Below are 21406 nucleotides of genomic sequence, written 5' to 3'. Positions count from 1 at the left end.
TATATATATCGGTGGGTACCCCGAACCCGGGCTACCAGCAAAGGGGAATCGTGCGCGTACGAGGATTGATCGCAGCGTCCACGCTACTGGGGGGCCTACTCGCGGCCACCGGACCGGCAGCCCTCACCGCAGGTAGTGCCCCTGCAACGGGCTCACCGATACCCATTGCGCTCGCAGGTAACGCCGTGAACGCAGTGGACAGCCCCGATTTCCTTCCGACACCTCGCACGGTGCGAACACAACGATCAGCACCACCGAGCACTACCGCCACAACCACCGCACTGGACCCCGCAGCCGCAACAGTTGTCCTGACCTCACTGGGCATACCCGAGATCGTCCTCAACGCCTATCGCTCCGCAGAGCTGGTCATGATGACGGAGGCACCCGGCTGCGGCGTCCCCTGGCATCTCCTGGCCGGCATCGGCCGAATCGAATCGGGCCATGCCAACGGCGGGCGCACCACCTCCGTCGGCACCACTGTGACACCGATATACGGACCGGTGCTGGACGGCCGCCTGGCCGGCAACCAGATCATCACCGACACCGACAAGGGCTTGATCGACGGCGACCCGACGCACGACCGCGCTGTCGGACCCATGCAGTTCATTCCTTCGACGTGGGCGCACTACGCGAGTGACGGCAACGGCGACGGTGTTACCGACCCCAACAACGTGTTCGACGCGGCACTGTCGGCGGCCAAATACCTCTGCAGCGGCGGCCTCGATCTCCGCAACCTCGATCAGGAGACCAAAGCCGTTCTCCGGTACAACAATTCAGCGGCATATGCTGCAAACGTCATCATGTGGTCGACGGCGTACAAGAGTGGCGTCCTCCCGTCCGGATCGCTGCCGTACACCGGCGGAATCAATACCGGGAGCATCAACGCCGGAAACGCCGACGCCACGTCAACCGCAGCCATTCTCGCCGCTGCGGCGGCAGTCGATCCGGCAGCCGAGAAGAAGGACGCAGATCAGACGACGGCGGCAGCTACCCCTCCGCCTCTGCTCCCCGGACTGCCAGACATGCCGGCGCTCTCGCCTGATCTCCAAGCTCTGATCCCACCCGGAGTCCTCCCCACCACGCCGAACCAGTCAACGCCGGGCCAGTCGGCGCCCGGACCCGCCACCACACCGCAACCCCCGACAGGACCGATCATCCCGCTGCCCGTACTGACGTCACGAGGCCTTGTGTGGCCGATTCTGACGCCAACCGGCTGGACGTGGCCAGACGACATGTGCGTGATCCTCCCCGATCCCGTAGCGCTCGCACAGTTGCAACCGGGGATCTTCCTGCCGTGCGCTATCCCGACCACTGGGGCATCGACTGCCGCGCCGGCACCCACCACCGACACGACGACCGCAACTCCGCCGTCCGTCCCGGCGGCCACTTCCGACGCCGCACCCGCAGCCGTCGCGCCGACCCCTGCTGCCGCACCGGCACCCGCACCGGCTCCACTGCTGCCGGGTTTGCCGTTTATGCCCGTCGCATAACGGTCACGTAGCGATAACGCCGACTCCCGGAAAAATCACGATTGAACTGCGCCGACGGCACAGTTCTGCCCGGTTAGATCACGGTTGAGTAACGGAAATGCAACAAATCAGGTAGCCTCGATTCCGTCAGTGAACGGAAAACCCCGATTTCGGGGTCCAGGAGGCAGTAACAGTGGGTCGGCACAACAAGAAGACAGATTCGCACATTCGTCGCAACTCGGTCATCGCGCTCTCCGGCCTCATTCCTATCGGTTTGGTAACAGCCGCGAACTCCGCCGGAGCGGTATCCGATATGACTTTCGTGAACGCCGCCAGCGCCGAAACCGCCGTGGCACCGCTCGCGACACCGGCCACGCAGGAACCCCAAGCTCAGATCCTTCCCGTCGCCGACCTGGCGCCCGCAGTTGCCGAGCCCGCTCCGCTCGCACCGGTCCAGGCCACACCCCCACTGCCCGCGTCGATGGCCGAAGGCGCCCTGGGAATCCCCAGCGTCAGCGTCGCCGCTTATCAGAACGCCGAGCGCATCCTCGCTGTCGAGAACCCCACCTGCAACATGCAGTGGACCATGCTGGCCGGTATCGGCCGCGTCGAATCCGGCCACGCCCACGACGGCAAGGACGCCGATGCACTCGGCAACCTCTTCGAGCCGGTCATCGGACTGCCCCTCAACGGCAGCCTCCCCGGCCAGGCCGTGATCATGGACACCGACGGCGGCGCACTCGACGGCGACACCGTCTACGACCGCGCAGTCGGCCCGATGCAGTTCATCCCGTCCACCTGGACGCAGTACGCCGGCGACGGCAACGGTGACGGCATCTCCGATCCGCAGAACCTCTTCGACTCCGCACTGACCACCGGAAAGTACCTGTGCGACGGCGGATTGAACATGCAGGACCTCACGCAGGCCGCCAAAGCAATCCATCGTTACAACAACTCGGCTGCCTACGTCGCCAACGTCCTGGCCTGGACTGCCGGGTACTCCACCGGCATCGTTCCCGCCGCATCGGACCTGCCTCGCATTCACTGATCTGCCGACACCTACCATGGAGCCATGTCCGCACTGACCGAGTCCGACGTTCGCTCCGCGCTCGCGCGAGTTCTCGACCCTGAGATCCGCAAACCCATCACCGAATTGGGGATGGTCAGAAACATCACGCTTGCGCAAGACAACAGCGTCGACATCGGGATCTACCTCACCACCGCCGGCTGCCCGATGCGCACCGAGATCACCGAGCGCGTCACCAAGGCAGTTGCCGACGTCGCCGGTGTTGGTGCCATTCGGGTCGAACTCGACGTGATGAACGACACGCAGCGCACCGAACTTCGCAAGTCACTGCGCGGCGACTCCGCCGAACCGGTGATCCCCTTCGCCCAGCCCGGCTCCCTCACCCGCGTGTACGCTGTCGCCTCCGGCAAGGGTGGCGTCGGAAAGTCCAGTGTGACAGTCAATCTCGCAGCCGCACTCGCAGCACGCGGACTGTCCGTCGGCGTTCTCGACGCCGACATCTACGGTCATTCCATCCCTCGTATGCTCGGCACCGACGCCAAGCCCACGCAGGTCGAGAAGATGATCATGCCGCCAGTCGCGCATGACGTGAAGATGATTTCCATCGCCCAGTTCACTCAGGGCAACACCCCGGTCGTGTGGCGTGGCCCCATGCTGCACCGCGCGCTGCAGCAGTTCCTCGCCGACGTCTTCTGGGGCGATCTGGACATCCTTCTGCTGGATCTGCCGCCCGGAACGGGTGACATCGCCATCTCGGTAGCCCAGCTGATCCCGAGCGCCGAGATTCTGGTGGTCACGACGCCGCAGCAAGCAGCCGCCGAGGTTGCCGAGCGCGCCGGTGCCATCGCACTACAGACCCGTCAGCGTGTTGCCGGCGTCGTCGAGAACATGTCGTGGCTCGAACTCCCCGACGGCACCCGCATGGACGTCTTCGGAACGGGCGGCGGCCAGACGGTATCCGATCGACTCACCAAGGCCGTCGGCGCGAAAGTTCCACTGCTCGGTCAGATTCCGCTTGATCCGTCGGTTCGTGAAGCTGGTGACGCCGGCACGCCGATCGTGTTGAGTGCACCGGACAGCGCTGCCGCGAAGGCATTGACGGAGATCGCGGACAAGTTGGCGGTACGTCAGCGCGGGCTGGCCGGGATGTCGCTCGGTATCAATACCGTACGCAATATGTAGCGGGCTGCGCTCAGGTTGCGTCGAGGTCGACCGGCGGACGCTCACCGGCTGCGAGAGGCTTGTCCTTCGTAAGTGACATCGGTTCCTGGGCGCCGCTCTGCGGCTTCACACCGTTGCTGCTCTGGGGCTTCGCAGTGCTCTGGGACTTCTTGTCGAAGTCTCCGGTGAAGAGGGAATCGTCGCCGTCGAGAAGATGCTGGGTGATCACAGCGCGCGGAGTCATCCCGCGCAGCTTGTTCAGATCTGCGAGCGGTTTACGCAGATCCTCGAAGTCGGTGCCCAGTTCTTCCTTGAGCTGATTCTGGGCTCCGGAAGCGTATTCACGTACCTGCCTCAGTGATCGTGTAACCCAGGAGACCGCGCCCGGAAGCCGCTCAGGTCCCAAAATGACCAGAGCCGCTACGAGGAGGATCATGAACTCGCCCCAACCGATGTTGCCAAACACAGGGCAAGCCTACTGTGTGTCCGGTTGTTACGTGCAGGTCCGGATCAACCTCACAGCAACCTCGTAGGTTCTCTCAGTCCGAAACCGGCGTGACCGATATGTCTACCTGGCGTCCCTCGCGGATCAATCCGACGTTGACCGGCTGACCTATCGCCGCGGCATTGACGGCAACAACAAATTCGTCGGCGCTTGTCACTTGTCTGTCGCCGACCTTGACGATGACGTCGCCTTCGACGATTCCAGCCTGTTGCGCGGGGCTGCCGTCGCGCACGTTGGCAACCGCAGCACCACTGGTGGCGTCGTTGACGACGGTGCGAACATTGACGCCGATATCGGGGTGACGAACCGAACCGTCACGAATGATGGCCTGCGCCACCTGGGTGACCGTGTCGATCGGGATCGCAAAACCCAGACCGACCGAACCACCCGATTCGCTGAGCATCGCGGTGTTGATTCCGATCACGCGGGCTTCCGCATCGACCAAGGCGCCGCCGGAGTTGCCGTGGTTGATAGCTGCGTCCGTCTGGACGGCGTCGATCACCGCGTTGGTGTCGGTACCCTCTCCGGACAACCGCAACGGACGATTCAGGGCGCTGACGATTCCGCGGGTCACGGTTTTGCTCAGTCCCAACGGGGAACCGACAGCCACGACGTCGTCACCCACCTGGACGTCTTCGGATTTCCCGAGTTGTGCAACCGTCAGATTGCTCGCGGACACTTTCAGTACAGCGAGGTCCGTCTTCACGTCACGTCCGACGATTTGAGCGTCGGTCTTGGTTCCGTCGGAAAAGATGACCTGGATTCGGGCATTCTGGGCAGGCGGTGCCGCCGAAGAGATCACGTGGTTGTTGGTGACGATGTAACCGCCGTCGTCGATGACGACGCCCGAACCGGTACTTCCCTGATCGCCGACGGCAACCTGAATGGAGACAACGGACGGCAGCACCGCGTCGGCGACCTTCGCGACGTCGGATTGCGGCTGTTCACCACTGCCGGATTGAACCAACGTGACACGTGAGCTGGTGAGGGAACTTCGATCAGCGGTGATGACCGTCGCGAGCAGTCCACCTACCAGGGCAATCACGAGTGCCATTCCCGCGAGCGCAGCCAACGCGGACGGCGCGACCTTACGCCCGAACAGTACGTCGCGGACATCGAGTTTCGGTGCGGGAGGCAGTGTTTCGAGCTCGGTTTCCTGCGCGGGTGAACCTAGAGCCACCGACGACGCCGGATCACGCCACGGGTCGTCGGGTACTTCGTCTTCGGGCTGGGAGTCCGCGCCGGCTTCGGGATCACGGCCGATGGATTCCGTGGCGCCGTCTGGGCGACCGAACGCCTCTGCGAGGACCGGGTCGGGGGAACCGACCACAACACCGGGCGTCGGGACGCTGCGCGCCGCTGCCTGGGAGAAGGAACCGTCGACGCCACTCGGCCTACTGAACGCCCGCTGCGACGCCGGATCGATCTGCGGCCGGTACACCGGGCGCGGTTCGAGAACGGGCGCATCCGCCGGTCGATCAACCGAACCGCTTGCCGAAGTTTCGGTATCCACGCCGGAGTGCCCCCTCTGTCCGTCAGTCACGCCGTCCAGTATCACTGATCGGTGGACACACGGTGTCGCTGACTGGGCCGAAAGGACAGGTCATTTGCGCCAGCGGCGTGAGAGACGTTTGCCGATCGCACCGAACCCGGCGTCGGATCCCGGCGTGTTGTCGGCAGTGTTGGTAGTGCAGGTCGGAATTGCGCTGAGCAGTCCGACAAGCGAGAGCGGCATCGTCATCTCGCCGCTCCGCCGGAGCGCACCACGGGCCTGTTGCTGCGCATCGACAGCAGCCGTGCATTCAGCACACAGGGAGATGTGGTGTGAGGCCCGAAGATAGGCCTGCATGCGAAGTTCTCCGTCGACGTAGGCGGCAATTGCCTCACTTGCCAGGTGTTCGGTCGAACCGAACTGGCGGGGTGCCCGCGCCTCCGTCATTCGTCCCTCCAGATGATTGACCAACGTTCCCCCGTCAGACGCCGACACGTTCGGAATCACCGGCGCGCTGTGCTGCTGCCAGATGATCGCGAATCGCTTGTCGTCCACGGTGGATACGGCTCCGAACCGTTCCGAGCTTGACTCCCAGTGTGGCACCGATTTCCTCGTACGACAGACCTTCGATGTCACACAGCACAACAGCGGCACGGAAATCCGGCGCCAAGGAGTCCAATGCGGCCTGAAGATCGGCGTCGAGACGGGCGTCGTGGTAGATCTGCTCGGGGTCCGGACCCGCTGACGGTACGCGGTCGTAGTCCTCCGGAAGCGCCTCCATGCGGATGCGGTTGCGGCGGCGAACCATGTCGAGGAACAGATTGGTCGTGATGCGGTGCAGCCAGCCTTCGAACGTGCCGGGCTGGTAGTCGGAGAGAGAACGGAACACGCGGATGAACGTGTCCTGGGTCAGATCTTCAGCATCCTGCGCGTCGCCGGACAGCCGGTAGGCCAGCCGATAGACGCGGTCGCCGTGTTGGCGGACGAGTTCGTCCCACGACGGCATCGCCGACTTCTCACCCGTGGCGTCGAAAACAGCAGTACCGATCAATTCGGAATCCACAGCCGATTCCGTCGTCATTACTTCCGACTCTCGAGGGCGAGGCTCGTCGTTGATCTGGAAAATAGGTGGATCCTCCTGGTCTTTCGTGCCGCGCGGTCAGCTCACGTGATGATTCGAACAACCGAACACCGAGGTGTTTTGTTCCCGGCTCACCGTTGATCAGCTCATCCGTCGCCGCCGGACGTTCCGTGCACTTCCGGCGATGTACATACCCTCTCCTACCGCGGTGTGCATGCCCTATGAAGAGGCTGAGGGATTCCTGAGAATCCGTCAGGGTGCGCGCCTTGCAGCGTCAATGCGACCGGCCCGATAACCTCATGGGCGTGACCCACGCCGAACAGATACTCCGCCACGTCGAGGACGTTGTTTCCGAGGACGAGATTTTTACCGCGGCGCGGGACCGAGCATTGGACCTCGGGACCGCACCCGTGACGCCCGCCGTCGGCGCGACACTGGCGATGTTCGCTCGCATGCTCGGCGCGAGGACGGCGGTCGAGGTCGGTACCGGAGCCGGTGTGAGCAGCCTGTGGTTGCTGCACGGTATGCGCGACGACGGAGTCCTGACCACCATCGACAGCGAACCCGAGCACCAGCGCGCAGCCAAATTGACGTTCCGTGAAAGTGGAATCGCGCCTGCTCGCACGCGCTTGATCAACGGCAATGCACTCGACGTGCTGCCGCGTCTCGCCGACGGTGGATATGACTTGGTATTCGTCGATTGCGCCCCGGTCGATCAACCGCATTACGTCCGTGAAGGTATCCGGTTGCTGCGTCCGGGCGGTGTGATCGTGCTGCACGACGCTCTTGCCGGTGGCCGCGTCGCCGACCCGTCGGCCCGGGATGCCACGACGGCGGCCGTCCGCGAAGCCGCCAAGGCAATCGCGGACGACAAGCGTCTGATTCGGGTATTACTTCCGCTCGGTGAAGGACTGCTCTGCGCCAGCAAGATCTAGCTAGATCCAGACACCCTTACCGATTGCGACGACTCCACCGGAGCTGATCGCAAATCGTTCGCGGTCTCGTTCGAGGTCGACGCCGATGATCTCGCCGTCGCCGACAACAACGTTCTTGTCGAGGATGGCTCGGCGCACGACTGCTCCCTTGCCGATGCGCACTCCCGGCATCAGGACGCTGCCTTCGACGGTGGCGCCGTCCTCGATCATCACGTTGGAGCTGAGAACGGAGTTGCGCACGGTGGCCGCGGACAGGATCGATCCGGCGCCGACTATCGACTCCTGAGCGAGGCCGCCCTTCACGAACTTGGCGGGTGCCAGGTTCTCGGTGGCGCCGCGGATGGGCCAGCGCCGGTTGTACAGGTTGAAGATGGGGTGGACCGACACGAGGTCCATGTGCGCGTCGTAGAAGGCGTCGAGGGTGCCGACGTCGCGCCAGTAGCCGCGGTCGCGGTCGGTTGCACCTGGAACGATGTTGTCCTTGAAGTCGTACACCGACGCTTCGCCTGCCGCGACGAGGGCGGGGATGATGTCGCCGCCCATGTCGTGATCGGAATCGGAGTTCTCGGAGTCGGCGCGGATGGCGTCGACCAATACCTTCGTGGTGAACACGTAGTTACCCATGGAGGCAAAGGTGGAATTGGGGTCGTCAGGGGTGCCGGGCGGATGAGCCGGCTTCTCGAGGAACTGCGTGATGCGTCCCGACTCGTCACTGTCGATGCAGCCGAACGCAAACGCCTCACTGCGCGGCACACGGATACCTGCGACGGTCACACCCGCACCGGAGTCGATGTGGTGCTGCACCATCTGCTCGGGGTCCATGCGGTACACGTGGTCGGCGCCGAACACCACGATGTACTCGGGGTCTTCGTCGTAAACGAGGTTGAGCGACTGCAGGATTGCGTCGGCGCTGCCGGTGTACCAGCGCGGCCCGAGTCGCTGCTGCGCCGGGACGGGGGTGATGTACTCACCCGCGAATCCGGACAACCTCCACGTCTGCGATATATGTCGGTCGAGTGAATGCGACTTGTATTGCGTGAGCACACAGAGACGCAGATAGCCCGCGTTCACCAGGTTGCTCAACACGAAGTCGATCAGTCGATAGGCGCCGCCGAACGGCACCGCTGGTTTAGCTCTATCCGCCGTCAGCGGATAGAGACGTTTGCCCTCGCCTCCGGCGAGCACGATTCCAAGCACATGCGGCTGGCTTCTCACACCGTTAACCTATCCGCACTCCGGTGGTCCCGCTAGCGAAGCGCGCCGCGACACTCGGCAAGTACGCCGGCCGGTAGCCGGATCGACCACGGGCGGTTAGGTTTAGCCGGTGCGAGTCGCGATGATGACCAAGGAATACCCACCGGAGATCTACGGCGGGGCAGGCGTGCATGTCACCGAGCTGGTCGCTCAGTTGAAACGGCTCGTCGACGTCGACGTTCACTGCATGGGGGCGCCGCGCGACGACGCGATCGTCCACTCCCCCGATCCCGTGTTGGCCGGCGCCAACCCCGCATTGACAACGCTGTCCACCGAGCTTCGGATGGCCGCAGCCGCAAGCGGTGTCGATATTGTCCATTCCCATACCTGGTACACCGGGCTGGCCGGACATCTGGCGTCGGCGCTCTACGACGTCCCTCACATCTTGACCGCGCATTCCCTCGAACCCCGCCGTCCGTGGAAGGCCGAGCAGTTAGGTGGCGGCTACCGCGTCTCGTCGTGGTCCGAGCGCACGGCAGTCGAGCATGCCGACGCTGTCATCGCTGTCAGCTCGGGAATGCGCGCCGATGTCCTCGACGCGTACCCGTCGCTCGATCCGAGCCGTATCCATGTGGTTCGCAACGGGATCGACACGAGTGTGTGGCATCCTGGTCCGGCCGGAACCGGCGAAGCGTCTGCGTTGACGGCTATCGGAGTCGACGTCAGTGCACCGATCGTGGCGTTCGTCGGCCGCATCACACGCCAGAAGGGCGTCGGCCATCTGATCGCGGCGGCGCACGATTTCGACCCGTCCATCCAGCTTGTCCTGTGCGCGGGCGCCCCGGACACCCCGGAAATAGCGGCCGAGACCGAGCAGGCCGTAGCGGCCCTCGCCGCACACCGCGGCAATGTGTTCTGGGTCCGCGAGATGCTGCCCACCGAGCAGATCCGCGAAATACTTTCGGCTGCAACAGTCTTCGTCTGCCCGTCAGTGTACGAGCCGTTGGGCATCGTCAACCTCGAAGCCATGGCCTGCGAAACCGCTGTTGTCGCTTCGGATGTGGGAGGAATCCCCGAGGTCGTCGATGACGGCGTGACCGGGCGACTCGTCCACTACAACGCGTACGAGCCTGCCGCGTTCGAGGAATCGTTGGCCGCGACGGTCAACGAGGTTGTTGCCGACCGAACCGGTGCCGACGCGATGGGACGGGCCGGCCGGGTCCGGGCGATCGAGCATTTCTCGTGGGCCGAGATCGCCAAACAAACCATCGACGTCTACGACGACGCGATCAGGCGCCGCGGTTGACTTTGCGGTAGCTGGAGACGGTCGCAGACGCGGTGATCGGTGTGAGTTCGGGCAGTGCCGCTACCGAGGCGGCAAGTTGCTGGGCGCTCAGGTGCCGCGCGGAGGGTCCCATGCCCACGAGGTCGAGAATCTCGGCGTGAGTGAGGTGCATGGTGAACTCGACGCCCTCGGAATGTTCACGCTCGAACAGTCCGGCCATGGACGACCCGAGCCGTTCCACCTTCTTGTCGTCGACGCGAACCATGCCGAGCAACTCGATCAGCTCACGCAGATGCCTGTCCGTGGGCGTCAGAACCACGAGAACGCCCTCGTCGCCGAGAACGCGATGGGACTGCTCACCGTTGCGCGGAGCGAACACACAGAGCACGTGGGAGAGCACGCCGTCACGAATCGGCAGGGGCTGCCACACGTCCGCGACGATCGACCCGATGCGGTCGTGGACTTTGGCTGCTCGCCGGGCCGCAAATTTCGAGACGTCGAGGGCGATTCCCCGGGAATCCGGGAGCCTACTGACCACATGCTCGAGATATTGACCTGTGCCGGAACCGATTTCGACGATCCTCGCCGGGTCGACGCCCTCGGAGCGAGCACACGCCGTCGTCACCGCGTCCATCAGCGGATCAAAATGCCCACTACCGAGCAGTCTGGACCGGGCTGCAATCATCTCGGCGCTGTCACCGGTGAATTTGGTGGACCCTCCGCTGATCAGGGAAACGTAGCCCTGCCTGGCGATGTCGAACCGGTGCCCTCGTGCACATTCCAGGGCGCGGTCGATCAAATCGAGTTCCGAACAGCACTGCGGGCACGCCAGCAGATCTATTACTTCGGCAAGCACACAACTGCCCTTCCGGCTCGGCTCGAACACGCGCCTAGACCTACACACACTTCAGGCCCCGCACCGAAGATCGGTTGCGGAGCCTGGGTGCATTTCCCTACCTGGACCCGACTAGCTGGTGACGTTTGTAAGTTCCACACCCAGCGCAGCAGCTTCATCCGGGGTCAGCTCGACGACAAGGCGTCCGCCACCCTCGAGTGGAACCCGCATGACGATTCCTCGTCCCTCTTTGGTTGCTTCGAGGGGACCGTCCCCGGTCCGGGGCTTCATGGCCGCCATCCTCTGCTCCCTCCAGATCTGCGCTGCACTTCACTGCGCGTCGACAAACGGTGCGCCCCGCCAACCATCAGCGAGGCTCGTAGCTTCCATTGTTCCCTATCCGTCCCGGAACCGGGAATCTGAGTCACATTTACGCGTGTCCGCACTACTACGGCACTACCGGTGGAACCCAGCAATCAGCAATGTGATCGTCAACCATTCCGGTGGCCTGCATGAGCGCATATGCAGTGGTAGGGCCGATAAACTTGAAGCCGATCCGTTTGAGTTCCTTGGCCATGGCCGTTGATTCTTCGGTGATAGCGGGAACGTCTGCAATTGAAGCAAGTCGCGCGGTGCGTCGGGGTGGTGCAAACGACCAGAGCAACGCATCGAGATCCAATTCCGGTGAATTCACGAGAACTCGCGCATTGGAAATTGTTGCCTCGATTTTGGCCCGATTGCGAATAATGGCGGAATCCGCCAGCAAGCGGCCCACCTCCGCTTGGCTGTATTCGGCTACTTTCTCGGGAACAAATCCGTCGAACGCCGATCGGAAAGCCTCACGCTTTCGCAAAATCGTGATCCACGACAAACCTGATTGAAAGGCTTCGAGTGCGAGTCGCTCGAACAGGGCGTCACGACCGTGGAGGGGTTGCCCCCATTCGTGATCGTGGTAATCGCGGTACAGCGTGTCGCCGGGCGACTCGATCACCCAGTCGCATCGAACAACTCCGTCAGACATCGTCCGGGCGCTCACTCACGGCCGCCGCCTCCGGATCATTCACGGTCGCCGCCTCCGGATCCTCAACTTCTGGGGCAGCTTCGGATCGCGCTTCCAATTGCGCACGGAGAGAGTCGATTTCCATTCCGAGCCGGTGCAGGGCCCAATCCACTTCACTCGCCTTGTACCCGCGCAGAACCTGCTGAAATCGCAATGCGTCGACGTCGGCGCTTGTCACACCTTCCGCGGGAAGCACTGCCGCTGTGGTGCCGGGCGGAAGCGGCGGCAGTTCTTCCGAGCGCTCGAATACTGCACTCGCGGCAAGGAAAATCATCCCGCCGACAAGCGCCATGACAATCAGGTACAGGAGGATCGTCAACATGCCCCGATACTCCCATACACGTTCCGCTGCGGTCAGACCCCCGCGCTGCGGATAATCGAATTCATCGGCGGACGGTCGAGCAGCGACACCTCGGTGGTGGCCGGTGCAAACGAATCGCCCTCGACCAGGAACTGCGTCAACCCGGCGCCGGAATCCTCGATGCCACAGCGCCGCAGCATCGTCCCGATGATCTGCCGGCTCATCACGCCCAGATCGGCAAGCGGCCGATTGCGGTGCTTCCGGACCCCGAGATTGACTTGGCCGATCGCACTGAGCCCCAAGGTGTCGTAGGTATCGAGCAACAGCCCGATCTCGACTCCGTAGCCGGGTGCAAACGGCACGGCGGAGAGCAACTCCCGGGTGCCGGCGTACTCACCGCCCAGCGGCTGCAGAACGGCCGTGAGTTCGGGTCGCAGGGCCGCCAGCATGGGCCGCGCCACCAACTCGGTGACCCGCCCGCCGCCGTTGGCGTCCTCCGTCCCGCTGACGCGCAGCGGACGCCGGTAGTACCCCTTCACCAGGTGAATACCGTCGACGGTCAGCAATGGGCCGAGCAGCTTCGGAACAAACGCCGGGTCCGGGTTGATGAGATCGGAATCCACGAACGCGATCAGGTCACCGGTGGTGGCCGCGATCGAGCGCCACAGCACTTCACCTTTGCCGGCTGCCGGTGGAAGTGACGGCACGGCGGCCTCGCGGCTGATCACCCGCGCGCCGGCGGCCCGTGCCCGTTTCGCGGTGCGGTCGGTGGATCCCGAATCAAGGACCACAAGTTCGTCCACCAATCCGCCGAGCAACGGATGAATGGTGTCGACCACCGAGGCGACGGTCTCCTCCTCGTTGAGCGCCGGAAGCACCACCGAGACGGTGCGGCCCGCTTTGGCCCGTTCGAGTTCCTCGACCGTCCAACTGGGGTGATCCCAACTGTTGGCTTCGGACCACGTGCGCGTGGAACCAGTGCCGATAATGCTCATGCCAGCCCCCGAACTGTTCGGACAGGGGCGCGTCGGCCCTGAATTGCCGCAACCATGTCGACCACCCGGCGCGTAGATGCCACCTCGTGCACCCGGAACACTCGGGCACCGCCCGCCGCGGCCATTGCTGTCGCTGCCAATGTTCCCTCCAGCCTCTCGGAAAGCTCTACCCCCAGAGTCTCCCCGATAAAGTCCTTATTGCTCAGCGCCATCAGCACTGGCCACCCGGTGTTTACAAGAATGTCCACTTTTCGCAACAACTCGAGCCCGTGAAAGGTGTTCTTGCCGAAATCGTGGGTCGGATCGACCAGAATCGCGTCGCGTGGCACTCCCAAGGCAAGGGCCCTTTCGGCGGCCGTGACAACCTCGTTCACCACGTCGGCAACAACATCGGTGTATCTGACGCGGTGCGGACGCGTCCGCGGCACCGCTCCGCCGGTGTGTGAGCACACGATGCCCGCTCCGGTTTCGGCGGCGACCATCACCAGTTCCGGATCGGCGCCCGCCCAAGTGTCGTTGATCAGATCGGCACCTTCCTTACGCGCGAGCCGGGCGACGTCGCTACGCCACGTGTCGATGCTGATCAACAGATCCGGGAACTTGTCGCGGATCGCCGCGACGAAGGGAATGACGCGCCTGATCTCCTCATCGGTGTCGACCAGATCGCCGGGGCCTGCCTTCACTCCCCCGATATCCACCAGATCAGCGCCTTCGTCGACCGCCCGATCCACCGCGGCCATCGCGGCGGAATCAGAGAACGTCGCACCTTTGTCGTAGAACGAGTCGGGTGTTCGGTTGACGATCGCCATGACCAATGCACGGTCGACCGCCACCGGTCGTCCACAGAGTGTGGGCGCCGGATCTGGCTGCGCGGATGAACCGGCCAATGAAGACATGCCATTCATACTGGCATGACGGAACGCGGTCTAGCCCTTGGGTGCCGAGCCTGCGGCTACCTCGTCGACGTAACCGTCGTACGAATCGCTGTACCCGCTCTCGCGACCGGCAAGGACATGCAGGGTGTCTGCGCCGACGTCGTATCCGTCGTTGCGCAGTTCCACCTTGCGAGATTTGAACGTGCTGGTGTGTTCGAGGGAATCGACGATCCGAACGAACAGCGGCACGGCGTAGCTGGGGAGCTTTCCGTAAAGATGGGCGGCGATGTCACTGCCGTCGAAGGTGTGACCGTCGTGCAATGTCACGGCCGCCATTCCCGCGCGCCCATCGGTACCCGGGATCTCGACGCCGTAGACGACGGCTTCCTCGATCGCCGGATGTGAACTGAGCGCACCCTCCACCTCGGTGGTCGCGACGTTCTCGCCCTTCCATCGGAAAGTGTCACCGAGTCGATCGACAAAAGCCACGTGGCTCCACCCCTGCTTCCGCACGAGGTCGCCGGTGTCGAACCAGGTGTCACCGTCCTTGAAACCACCCCGCACCAGTTTGCTGTTGGTCGCGGCTTCATCGGTGTATCCGTCGAAGGGCGCTCGGTCGGTGATCTTGGAGAGCAGCAGTCCGACGGACCCCGTCGGCACGGTGCGCAACCGTCCGTTCGGACCACGCAATGCTTTTCCGGTTTCCTCGTCGAATTCGACGACGGCATGCGGCAACGGGCAGATTCCGGCGGTCCGATCAACGTTGAGTGCGTTGACGAAGGCGATGTTGCATTCGCTGGCGCCGTAGAACTCGGCGACTCGCGCGATACCGAAACGCTCTGTGAATTCCTTCCAGATTTCCGGCCGCAACCCGTTCCCGACCATGAGTTGAACGGAATTGTCACGGTCGGTGGGCTTCTCGGGCTGATTGAGCAGGTACCGGCACAATTCGCCGATGTAGGTGAAGGCCGTCGCTTTGTTGAGCGCGATATCGTCCCAGAATCGCGATGCCGAGAACTGTCGGCCGATGGCAAGCGTTGCACCCGAAGCCAATACCGACGACAGCGACACCGTCAAAGCATTGTTGTGATAGAGCGGCAAGCAGCAGTACAGCGTGTCGGACGGGCGTAAACGAACGCCCATGAGTCCGAGACCGGACATGGACTTGAGCCAGCGGAAGTGAGTCATCAAGCTGGCCTTGGGCATTCCGGTAGTACCCGAGGTGAAAATGTAGAACGCTTTTTCCTTGGCAAGGATCTCGGCCGTCACTGCCGGATTTGTGGCGTCGGCTGTTTTTGCCAGCTCGTCGAGTTCGCTGACCAGAAGTTGTTGCGGTCCGGCAAAACCGTCCGGCAATGATTCGAGCGCTTCTTCGCTCTCGTCGGCCACGACAAGCACCCGGGCGCCGAGAAGTGTAAGGCTGTGTGCGAGAACATCATCACGCTGGTTGTAGTTCAGCATTCCCGCGGCCGCGCCGAGCTTGACGGCGGCTAATGCAATGAGCAGCGACTCCGGAGTGTTCTTGCCGAGGATCGCCACGACGTCTCCGCGTTGAGCCCCGCGCGTGCGCAACACATCCGCATATCGGTTGACCTGCTCGTTGGCGTCACCGTAACTCGTTGCGTGGCCCTCGAACCGGATGAACGGACGCGTCGGATGCGCTGCGGCGTTCTGCTGGAGAATCAGGCCGATGGACATCGCCGCCGACGGCTTGCGCAGCAGGCCAGATGCGCCTTTGAGGAGGATCGGTACCTCGGTGATCATCGACGGCAACTTTGCCGCGAGATCCAGCAGGCCAATCTTGTCGCGTGCTTCCGAACTCATGTCTCCCCAATCACGTATCCGGCGACTCGACGGCCACCCCCGGGCTACCTTACCTCGCAGTAAGGTAGCCCGTCACGCACTTCTTCAGGGCCCGACACAAGCGTCGAGAGCAGCCTCGATGTCAGTCCTGACCAGCAACGTGTCCAGCGCTTTACGGCCGACAAACCCCGTGCCGTCCAATTTGTCCAACCATTCGAGCAGTCCGGTGTAATGCCCCACCGGATCAAGCAGGACCACAGGCTTGCTGTGCATCCCGAGGTAGCCGGCGGTCCACGTCTCGAACAGCTCTTCCAACGTCCCGATACCGCCGGGCAAGGTGATGAACGCGTCCGCGTGATCCTCCATCAACTGCTTGCGCTGACGCATCGTGTCGGTGACGATCAACTCGTCGGCGTCGACGTCTGCAACTTCCTTGTGCACCAAAGCCTTCGGAATGACGCCCACGGTCCACGCACCGGCAGCCCGAGCCGATTCCGCGACAGCACCCATCATCGAGACGTTGCCGCCGCCCGATACCAACTGCCACCCGCGTCGACCGATCGCGGTGCCCACCTCGGCAGCCAAGGCCAGGAACGACTCGTCCACCGGACCCGACGCACAGTAGACGCAGATCGAATACTTCTTGTCGGAATCAGTCACCATTCTTCTTCTTTCCCCAGATCGGCAGCCTCGTCGATGCCCTTGTCGGCATCGAGGACAATTCGGACTGCTTCTTCCACGCTGTCCGTGACGTGCAGCAGATTCACATCGCCCGCGGAAATCTTTCCGTCGCGCTCGAGGGTATTGCGAATCCAGTCGACCAATCCGGACCAGTACTCGGTACCGAACAGGACAATCGGGAAGCGCGTCACCTTGTGGGTCTGCACCAACGTGAGAGCTTCGAACAATTCGTCCAGAGTTCCGAACCCGCCGGGCAGACAGATGAAGGCCTGCGAGTACTTCACGAACATCGTCTTGCGCGCAAAGAAGTAGCGGAAGTTGATACCGAGGTCGACCCACTCGTTCAGCCCCTGCTCGAACGGCAACTCGATGCCGAGTCCGATCGAGTATCCGCCGGCCTCGCTGCAACCGCGGTTGGCAGCTTCCATGACTCCCGGCCCGCCACCGGTGATGACGGCATACCCGGCTTCAGCCAGCGCCGTGCCAAGCTCACGGCCTGCCTGGTACTCGGGATGGTCGAGCGCGGTGCGGGCCGAACCGAACACCGTCACCGCACGGGGGACCTCGGCGAGCGCGCCGAAACCTTCGATGAATTCGCTCTGGATACGCAGCACACGCCACGGATCGGTGTGGACCCAATCTGTCGGGCCACGCTTGTCGAGCAGACGCTGATCCGTGGTGGTTTTCTCGTCCTTGCGCTTGCGTCGAAGCTGAACGGGCCCGCGGTGCTTGATCGACGAGCTCTGCTTCTTGGAAGCCGAATTCTTCTCTGGTGCCATGCACGCAAGGCTAACGGTCAGGCCGACAAATACTTTCTCAGCACGGCCGCGACGTCGGTGATCTGCTGCACGGGAACGTGCTCGTCGCGCTTGTGCGCAAGGTTCGGATCGCCGGGGCCGTAATTTACCGCGGGAATACCGAGAGCCGAGAATCTGGACACATCGGTCCAACCGTACTTGGCCCGGAACTGTCCACCCGCAGCCTCGATCAAGGCGGCGGCCGACGGGTTCGCCAGGCCGGGCAGAGCGCCGGGCGAGGAGTCGGTGACCTCGAACCCGAGGTTCAAACCGTCGAATACTTCGCGGACGTGAGCCACGGCCTGCGCCTCACTGCGATCCGGTGCGAACCGAAAGTTGACGTCCATCTCGGCGGCGTCCGGCACGACGTTCCCGGCGACACCGCCGGAGATCCGCACCGCCGAAAGCCCCTCGCGGTAGACACAACCGTCTATATCCACCGAGCGCGGCGCATAGGCCGACATCCGCTCCAACGCGGTGCCGAACTTGTGAATCGCGTTGTCCCCCAGCCAGGACCGGGCTGAATGCGCCCGAGTGCCCGACGCGGTCAAGCGCACACGCATCGTTCCCTGGCACCCGGCTTCGATGAACCCGGCCGTCGGCTCGCCCAGAATCGCGACGTCAGCGGCGAGCCACTCAGGGATCTCGCGTTCGATCCGGCCGAGCCCGTTGTAGGCGGCGGCGATTTCCTCGCAGTCGTAGAACACCAGCGTCAGGTCGTGGGCCAAATTCTCGATGGTCGCTGCAAGATGCAGGAACACCGCGTCGCCGGATTTCATGTCCACCGTGCCACACCCGTGCAAGATGTCACCTTCACGGCGAGACGGAACGTTGTCCGCAATCGGAACTGTGTCGAGATGACCGGCGAGCATCACCCGGCTCGGAAATCCGCGCGATGTCCGAGCCAGAACCGCATTGCCGTTGCGGATGATCTCGAAGCCGCTGGTCTGCTCCCGCAACGCCACCTCGACGGCGTCCGCGATGGCGGATTCGTCGTGGGAGACGCTGGGAATGTCGACCAGAGCGGCCGTCAGATCGATGGGGTCGGAGGCAAGATCGAGGATGCTCACGGCCACCAGCCTAAGCCCGCAGCCAGCGCACCCAGTAATCTCTAGTCCTGTGAGCGCACACGGAGCATCAGCAGTAGGTATCGCCAACGTGACCGCGGACGGCACCGTCCTCGACACCTGGTTCCCCGCACCCGAGCTGGGAACATTCGAGACGACCGGTACCGAGAACGTCGAGGGAACAGACATTCCCTCCGACCTCGCGCTGCTGGCCGGAACCGACGAGGCACGCGAGGTTTCGCAGGTCATCGTCCGCACCACCATCGCCGACCTTTCCAAGGCCCCGGTCGACGCCTACGACGTCTACCTGCGCCTTCACCTCCTTTCCCATCGCCTCGTCGCACCGCACGGCGTCAACCTCGACGGACAGTTCGGCCTCCTCGCCAACGTCGTCTGGACCAACTTCGGCCCGTGTGCCGTCGAAGGCTTCGAGCAGGTCCGCTCACGTCTGCGTATCCGCGGCGTTGTCACCGTCTTCAGCGTCGACAAGTTCCCCCGCATGGTCGACTACGTCGTCCCCTCTGGAGTCCGTATCGCCGACGCCGACCGTGTCCGCCTTGGCGCACACCTCGCCTCCGGTACCACTGTCATGCACGAGGGCTTCGTGAACTTCAACGCCGGCACACTCGGTAACTCCATGGTCGAGGGCCGTATCTCCGCCGGCGTCGTCGTCGACGACGGTTCCGACGTGGGTGGCGGCGCGTCCATCATGGGCACGCTGTCCGGTGGCGGCAAGGAAACGATCTCAGTCGGCAAGCGTTGCCTACTCGGCGCCAACGCCGGACTCGGTATCTCCCTCGGCGACGACTGCGTCCTCGAAGCCGGTCTGTACGTCACCGCCGGCACCAAGGTCACCGGACCGGACGGAACCGTCGTCAAGGCATTGGCACTAAGCGGCAAGTCCAACCTGCTGTTCCGTCGCAACTCGGTTTCGGGTGCCGTCGAGGTCGTGCCGTGGAAGGGCACTGGCGTCGAACTGAATGCTGCACTTCACGCCAACGACTGATGAATAACACCGACGCCCCCGAAGAAACGACCACCGCTCTCGGCAAAGGCCTCAAGGTCCGCCATCTGACGATGATGGGCCTGGGGTCGGCCATCGGAGCAGGTTTGTTCCTCGGAACGGGCGTCGGTATCGCGACGGCCGGTCCCGCGGTCCTGATCTCTTACATCATCGCGGGCGCGGTCGTCGTGTTCGTGATGCGGATGCTCGGTGAAATGGGCGCCGCAATTCCCGCCAGCGGTTCGTTCTCGCACTACGCGCGTCTGGGGATCGGCGAGTGGGCCGGTTTTGTGATGGGCTGGCTCTACTGGTTCATGCTCATCATGGTTCTGGGCGCCGAGATCACCGGGGCGTCGGCCATCGTCAACGAATGGCTGCCGTCGATTCCGCAATGGATGATCGCGCTTGTCTTCGTGGTGTTCTTTGCTGTCGTGAACCTGGCCAAGGTCAGCAACTTCGGTGAGTTCGAATTCTGGTTCGCGGCAATCAAAGTCACCGTCATTATCGGCTTCCTGATCATCGGTGTACTGCTCGTGTTCGGCCTGCTTCCCGATACGGACCCGGTGGGAACCTCGAATCTGTTCGGCCAGGGCGGGTTCATGCCCAACGGATTCTCCGGCGTCGCTGCCGGCCTTCTTGTTGTTGCCTTCGCGTTCGGCGGTATCGAAATCGTCACCATCGCGGCGGCAGAATCCGAGAACCCGGAACGTTCCATCGCCCTCGCTGTCCGCAGCGTGGTCTGGCGTATCAGCGTCTTCTACATCGGCGCCATCTCGATCATGGTGTTGGTCCTGCCGTGGAACGACCCCGATCTCGAGACAAGTCCCTTTGTCTCCGTCCTCAACTTGGCCAACATCCCCGGTGTTGCCGGCTTCATGGAACTTGTTGTGGTTGTTGCCTTGCTGTCGGCCTTCAACGCCAACATCTACGGCACCTCACGCATGGCCTTCTCCCTGTCACGACGCGGTGACGGCCCCGCATTCATGGCCAAACTCTCGCGCACGGGAGTTCCGACCAACGCGGTACTGCTGTCCGTGTTCTTCGGCTTCGTTTCCGTCATGCTCAACTGGCTTCTGCCCGACGACCTACTCGGCATCCTGCTCAATGCAGTCGGCGCTGCCTTGCTCGTCATCTGGATCTTCATCGTCGTCTCCCACCTTCGCCTGCGTAAGCAACTCGAAGCCGAAGGCAAACTGACCATCCGCATGTGGCTCTTCCCGTACCTGAGTTACGCCACTCTCGCGATGCTCGGAGCCTTTGTTGTCCTCATGCTGTTCGACGACGACGCCCGGGATCAGTTGATCTCGACAGCGGTCCTTTTTGCAGTGATCGCCGCGCTCGGATACGCAAACTCGCGGTGGCGTAAGAGCCAGGCTCTCGCAGCGAAAAGTTAGCTCCTCCCCCAGTCACGCGAATTTAGTCACGAACCGCCGCTGCCACGGAGTTTCCACCGCCCGCCGAGAATAGTGTTCGCGCACATAGGCAACCGCGCCCTCAGCGGCAACGCCGTCGAGCACCGCCAGGCAAGCCAACGCTGTTCCGGTACGGCCGAATCCACCCCCACACGCGATCTCCACTAGTTCCGTTTCGGATCGCCGCAAGAGTTCCTCCAAGGCACTGCGAAACTCGGAGCGGTCACGTGGCAGCCAGAAGTCGTGCCAACGTATCCATCGGCTTTCCCACAAAAAGGAAGGCGGTTGACGCGCTTGCGCATACAACCCGAATTCGGGCAGCGGTCCGACCGGTAGCGGGTTGCGCAATCCCCGCCCCCGAACCAGCCGTCCCGACGGCAATGCCATCACTCCATCGGCAGCCTCATCCCACGAATTCACTCGAGCTC

General features: G+C 63.2%; 23 protein-coding genes. 7 read left to right on the top strand and 16 right to left on the bottom strand.

Translation table 11 applies throughout. The features are described 5' to 3' along the window. Nucleotides 1–11: 11 nt before the first annotated feature. From FFI94_RS08425 to FFI94_RS08415, 3 genes are all read left to right on the top strand, one after another. Complete coding sequence (locus tag FFI94_RS08425) at nt 12–1490, top strand: lytic transglycosylase domain-containing protein (protein ID WP_260683952.1); 1479 nt, start codon at nt 12–14, stop codon at nt 1488–1490. A gap of 172 nt (nt 1491–1662) precedes the next feature. After that, nucleotides 1663–2517 carry a lytic transglycosylase domain-containing protein gene (locus FFI94_RS08420; protein WP_138872564.1) on the top strand — a complete coding sequence of 285 codons (855 nt, stop codon included), beginning with the start codon at nt 1663–1665 and terminating at the stop codon, nt 2515–2517. 24 nt (nt 2518–2541) lie between these two features. Beyond that, entirely contained in the window at nt 2542–3678 is a 1137-nt protein-coding gene (locus FFI94_RS08415) for an Mrp/NBP35 family ATP-binding protein (RefSeq protein WP_138872563.1), read from the top strand. A 10-nt stretch (nt 3679–3688) separates the two neighbouring features. Here FFI94_RS08415 and tatB read toward each other — a convergent pair whose 3' ends face one another. The 4 genes from tatB to sigE form a co-directional block, all read right to left on the bottom strand. Continuing rightward, entirely contained in the window at nt 3689–4123 is a 435-nt protein-coding gene (tatB, locus tag FFI94_RS08410; protein ID WP_138872562.1) for a Sec-independent protein translocase protein TatB, read from the bottom strand. Nucleotides 4124–4196: 73 nt separating this feature from the next. After that, on the bottom strand, nt 4197–5675 hold the full coding sequence (locus tag FFI94_RS08405) for a S1C family serine protease (protein ID WP_138873677.1): 1479 nt from the start codon (nt 5673–5675) through the stop codon (nt 4197–4199). Nucleotides 5676–5765: 90 nt separating this feature from the next. Beyond that, complete coding sequence (locus tag FFI94_RS08400; protein ID WP_138872561.1) at nt 5766–6101, bottom strand: RNA polymerase subunit sigma-70; 336 nt, start codon at nt 6099–6101, stop codon at nt 5766–5768. Nucleotides 6102–6135: 34 nt separating this feature from the next. Then, nucleotides 6136–6735, bottom strand: coding sequence for an RNA polymerase sigma factor SigE (gene sigE, locus FFI94_RS08395; protein WP_033234434.1), 600 nt, complete (start codon nt 6733–6735; stop codon nt 6136–6138). Nucleotides 6736–7034: 299 nt separating this feature from the next. Between sigE and FFI94_RS08390 the strand changes: the two genes are divergently transcribed. Further along, on the top strand, nt 7035–7670 hold the full coding sequence (locus FFI94_RS08390) for an O-methyltransferase (protein WP_138872560.1): 636 nt from the start codon (nt 7035–7037) through the stop codon (nt 7668–7670). On the opposite strand, the gene glgC is transcribed toward FFI94_RS08390, so the two are convergent. After that, complete coding sequence (glgC, locus tag FFI94_RS08385) at nt 7671–8885, bottom strand: glucose-1-phosphate adenylyltransferase (RefSeq protein WP_138872559.1); 1215 nt, start codon at nt 8883–8885, stop codon at nt 7671–7673. Between the two features lie 109 nt (nt 8886–8994). Between glgC and glgA the strand changes: the two genes are divergently transcribed. Then, the gene (gene glgA, locus FFI94_RS08380; protein WP_138872558.1) at nt 8995–10170 is read left to right on the top strand and encodes a glycogen synthase; all 1176 of its coding nucleotides are present in this window, start codon (nt 8995–8997) and stop codon (nt 10168–10170) included. Here glgA and FFI94_RS08375 read toward each other — a convergent pair. The 10 genes from FFI94_RS08375 to dapE form a co-directional block, all read right to left on the bottom strand. Next, nucleotides 10154–11005, bottom strand: a complete 852-nt coding sequence (locus FFI94_RS08375; protein WP_138873676.1) for a putative RNA methyltransferase — start codon at nt 11003–11005, stop codon at nt 10154–10156. The two genes, glgA and FFI94_RS08375, sit on opposite strands and share 17 nt — an antisense overlap. A gap of 111 nt (nt 11006–11116) precedes the next feature. Next, nucleotides 11117–11284, bottom strand: a complete 168-nt coding sequence (locus tag FFI94_RS08370; protein WP_003945169.1) for a DUF3117 domain-containing protein — start codon at nt 11282–11284, stop codon at nt 11117–11119. Nucleotides 11285–11432: 148 nt separating this feature from the next. Next, a complete protein-coding gene (locus FFI94_RS08365) occupies nt 11433–12005 on the bottom strand; it encodes a DNA-3-methyladenine glycosylase I (RefSeq protein ID WP_138872557.1) in 573 nt (190 codons plus the stop codon). Beyond that, on the bottom strand, nt 11998–12366 hold the full coding sequence (locus FFI94_RS08360) for a DivIVA domain-containing protein (RefSeq protein ID WP_138872556.1): 369 nt from the start codon (nt 12364–12366) through the stop codon (nt 11998–12000). Before FFI94_RS08360 ends, FFI94_RS08365 begins: the two co-directional genes overlap by 8 nt. 32 nt (nt 12367–12398) lie before the next feature. Next, entirely contained in the window at nt 12399–13340 is a 942-nt protein-coding gene (locus tag FFI94_RS08355) for a glucosyl-3-phosphoglycerate synthase (RefSeq protein WP_138872555.1), read from the bottom strand. Beyond that, nucleotides 13337–14236, bottom strand: coding sequence for a dihydropteroate synthase (gene folP, locus FFI94_RS08350; protein ID WP_138872554.1), 900 nt, complete (start codon nt 14234–14236; stop codon nt 13337–13339). Before folP ends, FFI94_RS08355 begins: the two co-directional genes overlap by 4 nt. 30 nt (nt 14237–14266) lie before the next feature. Then, entirely contained in the window at nt 14267–16039 is a 1773-nt protein-coding gene (locus FFI94_RS08345; protein ID WP_138872553.1) for a long-chain-acyl-CoA synthetase, read from the bottom strand. Between the two features lie 84 nt (nt 16040–16123). Next, the gene (locus FFI94_RS08340) at nt 16124–16681 is read right to left on the bottom strand and encodes a TIGR00730 family Rossman fold protein (RefSeq protein WP_138872552.1); all 558 of its coding nucleotides are present in this window, start codon (nt 16679–16681) and stop codon (nt 16124–16126) included. Further along, nucleotides 16675–17478: a TIGR00730 family Rossman fold protein gene (locus FFI94_RS08335; RefSeq protein ID WP_138872551.1), complete on the bottom strand. Its 804-nt coding sequence runs from the start codon at nt 17476–17478 to the stop codon at nt 16675–16677. Before FFI94_RS08335 ends, FFI94_RS08340 begins: the two co-directional genes overlap by 7 nt. Before the next feature lie 17 nt (nt 17479–17495). Next, entirely contained in the window at nt 17496–18566 is a 1071-nt protein-coding gene (gene dapE, locus FFI94_RS08330; RefSeq protein WP_260683951.1) for a succinyl-diaminopimelate desuccinylase, read from the bottom strand. A 49-nt stretch (nt 18567–18615) separates the two neighbouring features. Here dapE and dapD point away from each other — a divergent pair, with 49 nt between their 5' ends. Both dapD and FFI94_RS08320 read left to right on the top strand, forming a co-directional pair. Continuing rightward, nucleotides 18616–19569: a 2,3,4,5-tetrahydropyridine-2,6-dicarboxylate N-succinyltransferase gene (dapD, locus tag FFI94_RS08325; protein ID WP_033234446.1), complete on the top strand. Its 954-nt coding sequence runs from the start codon at nt 18616–18618 to the stop codon at nt 19567–19569. Continuing rightward, nucleotides 19569–20960, top strand: a complete 1392-nt coding sequence (locus FFI94_RS08320; protein WP_138872549.1) for an amino acid permease — start codon at nt 19569–19571, stop codon at nt 20958–20960. The genes dapD and FFI94_RS08320 overlap by 1 nt, the downstream gene beginning before the upstream one ends. A gap of 12 nt (nt 20961–20972) precedes the next feature. Here the strand turns inward: FFI94_RS08320 and FFI94_RS08315 are convergent, their stop codons facing one another. Beyond that, nucleotides 20973–21365, bottom strand: coding sequence for a protein-tyrosine phosphatase family protein (locus tag FFI94_RS08315; protein WP_138873675.1), 393 nt, complete (start codon nt 21363–21365; stop codon nt 20973–20975). Nucleotides 21366–21406 lie beyond the last annotated feature (41 nt).

The organism is Rhodococcus sp. KBS0724, from assembly GCF_005938745.2.
In the GTDB taxonomy this organism is placed as follows: domain Bacteria; phylum Actinomycetota; class Actinomycetes; order Mycobacteriales; family Mycobacteriaceae; genus Rhodococcus_F.
Note: the sequence above shows the minus strand (reverse complement) of the source record. Positions and strands in the feature narration are given on the sequence as shown.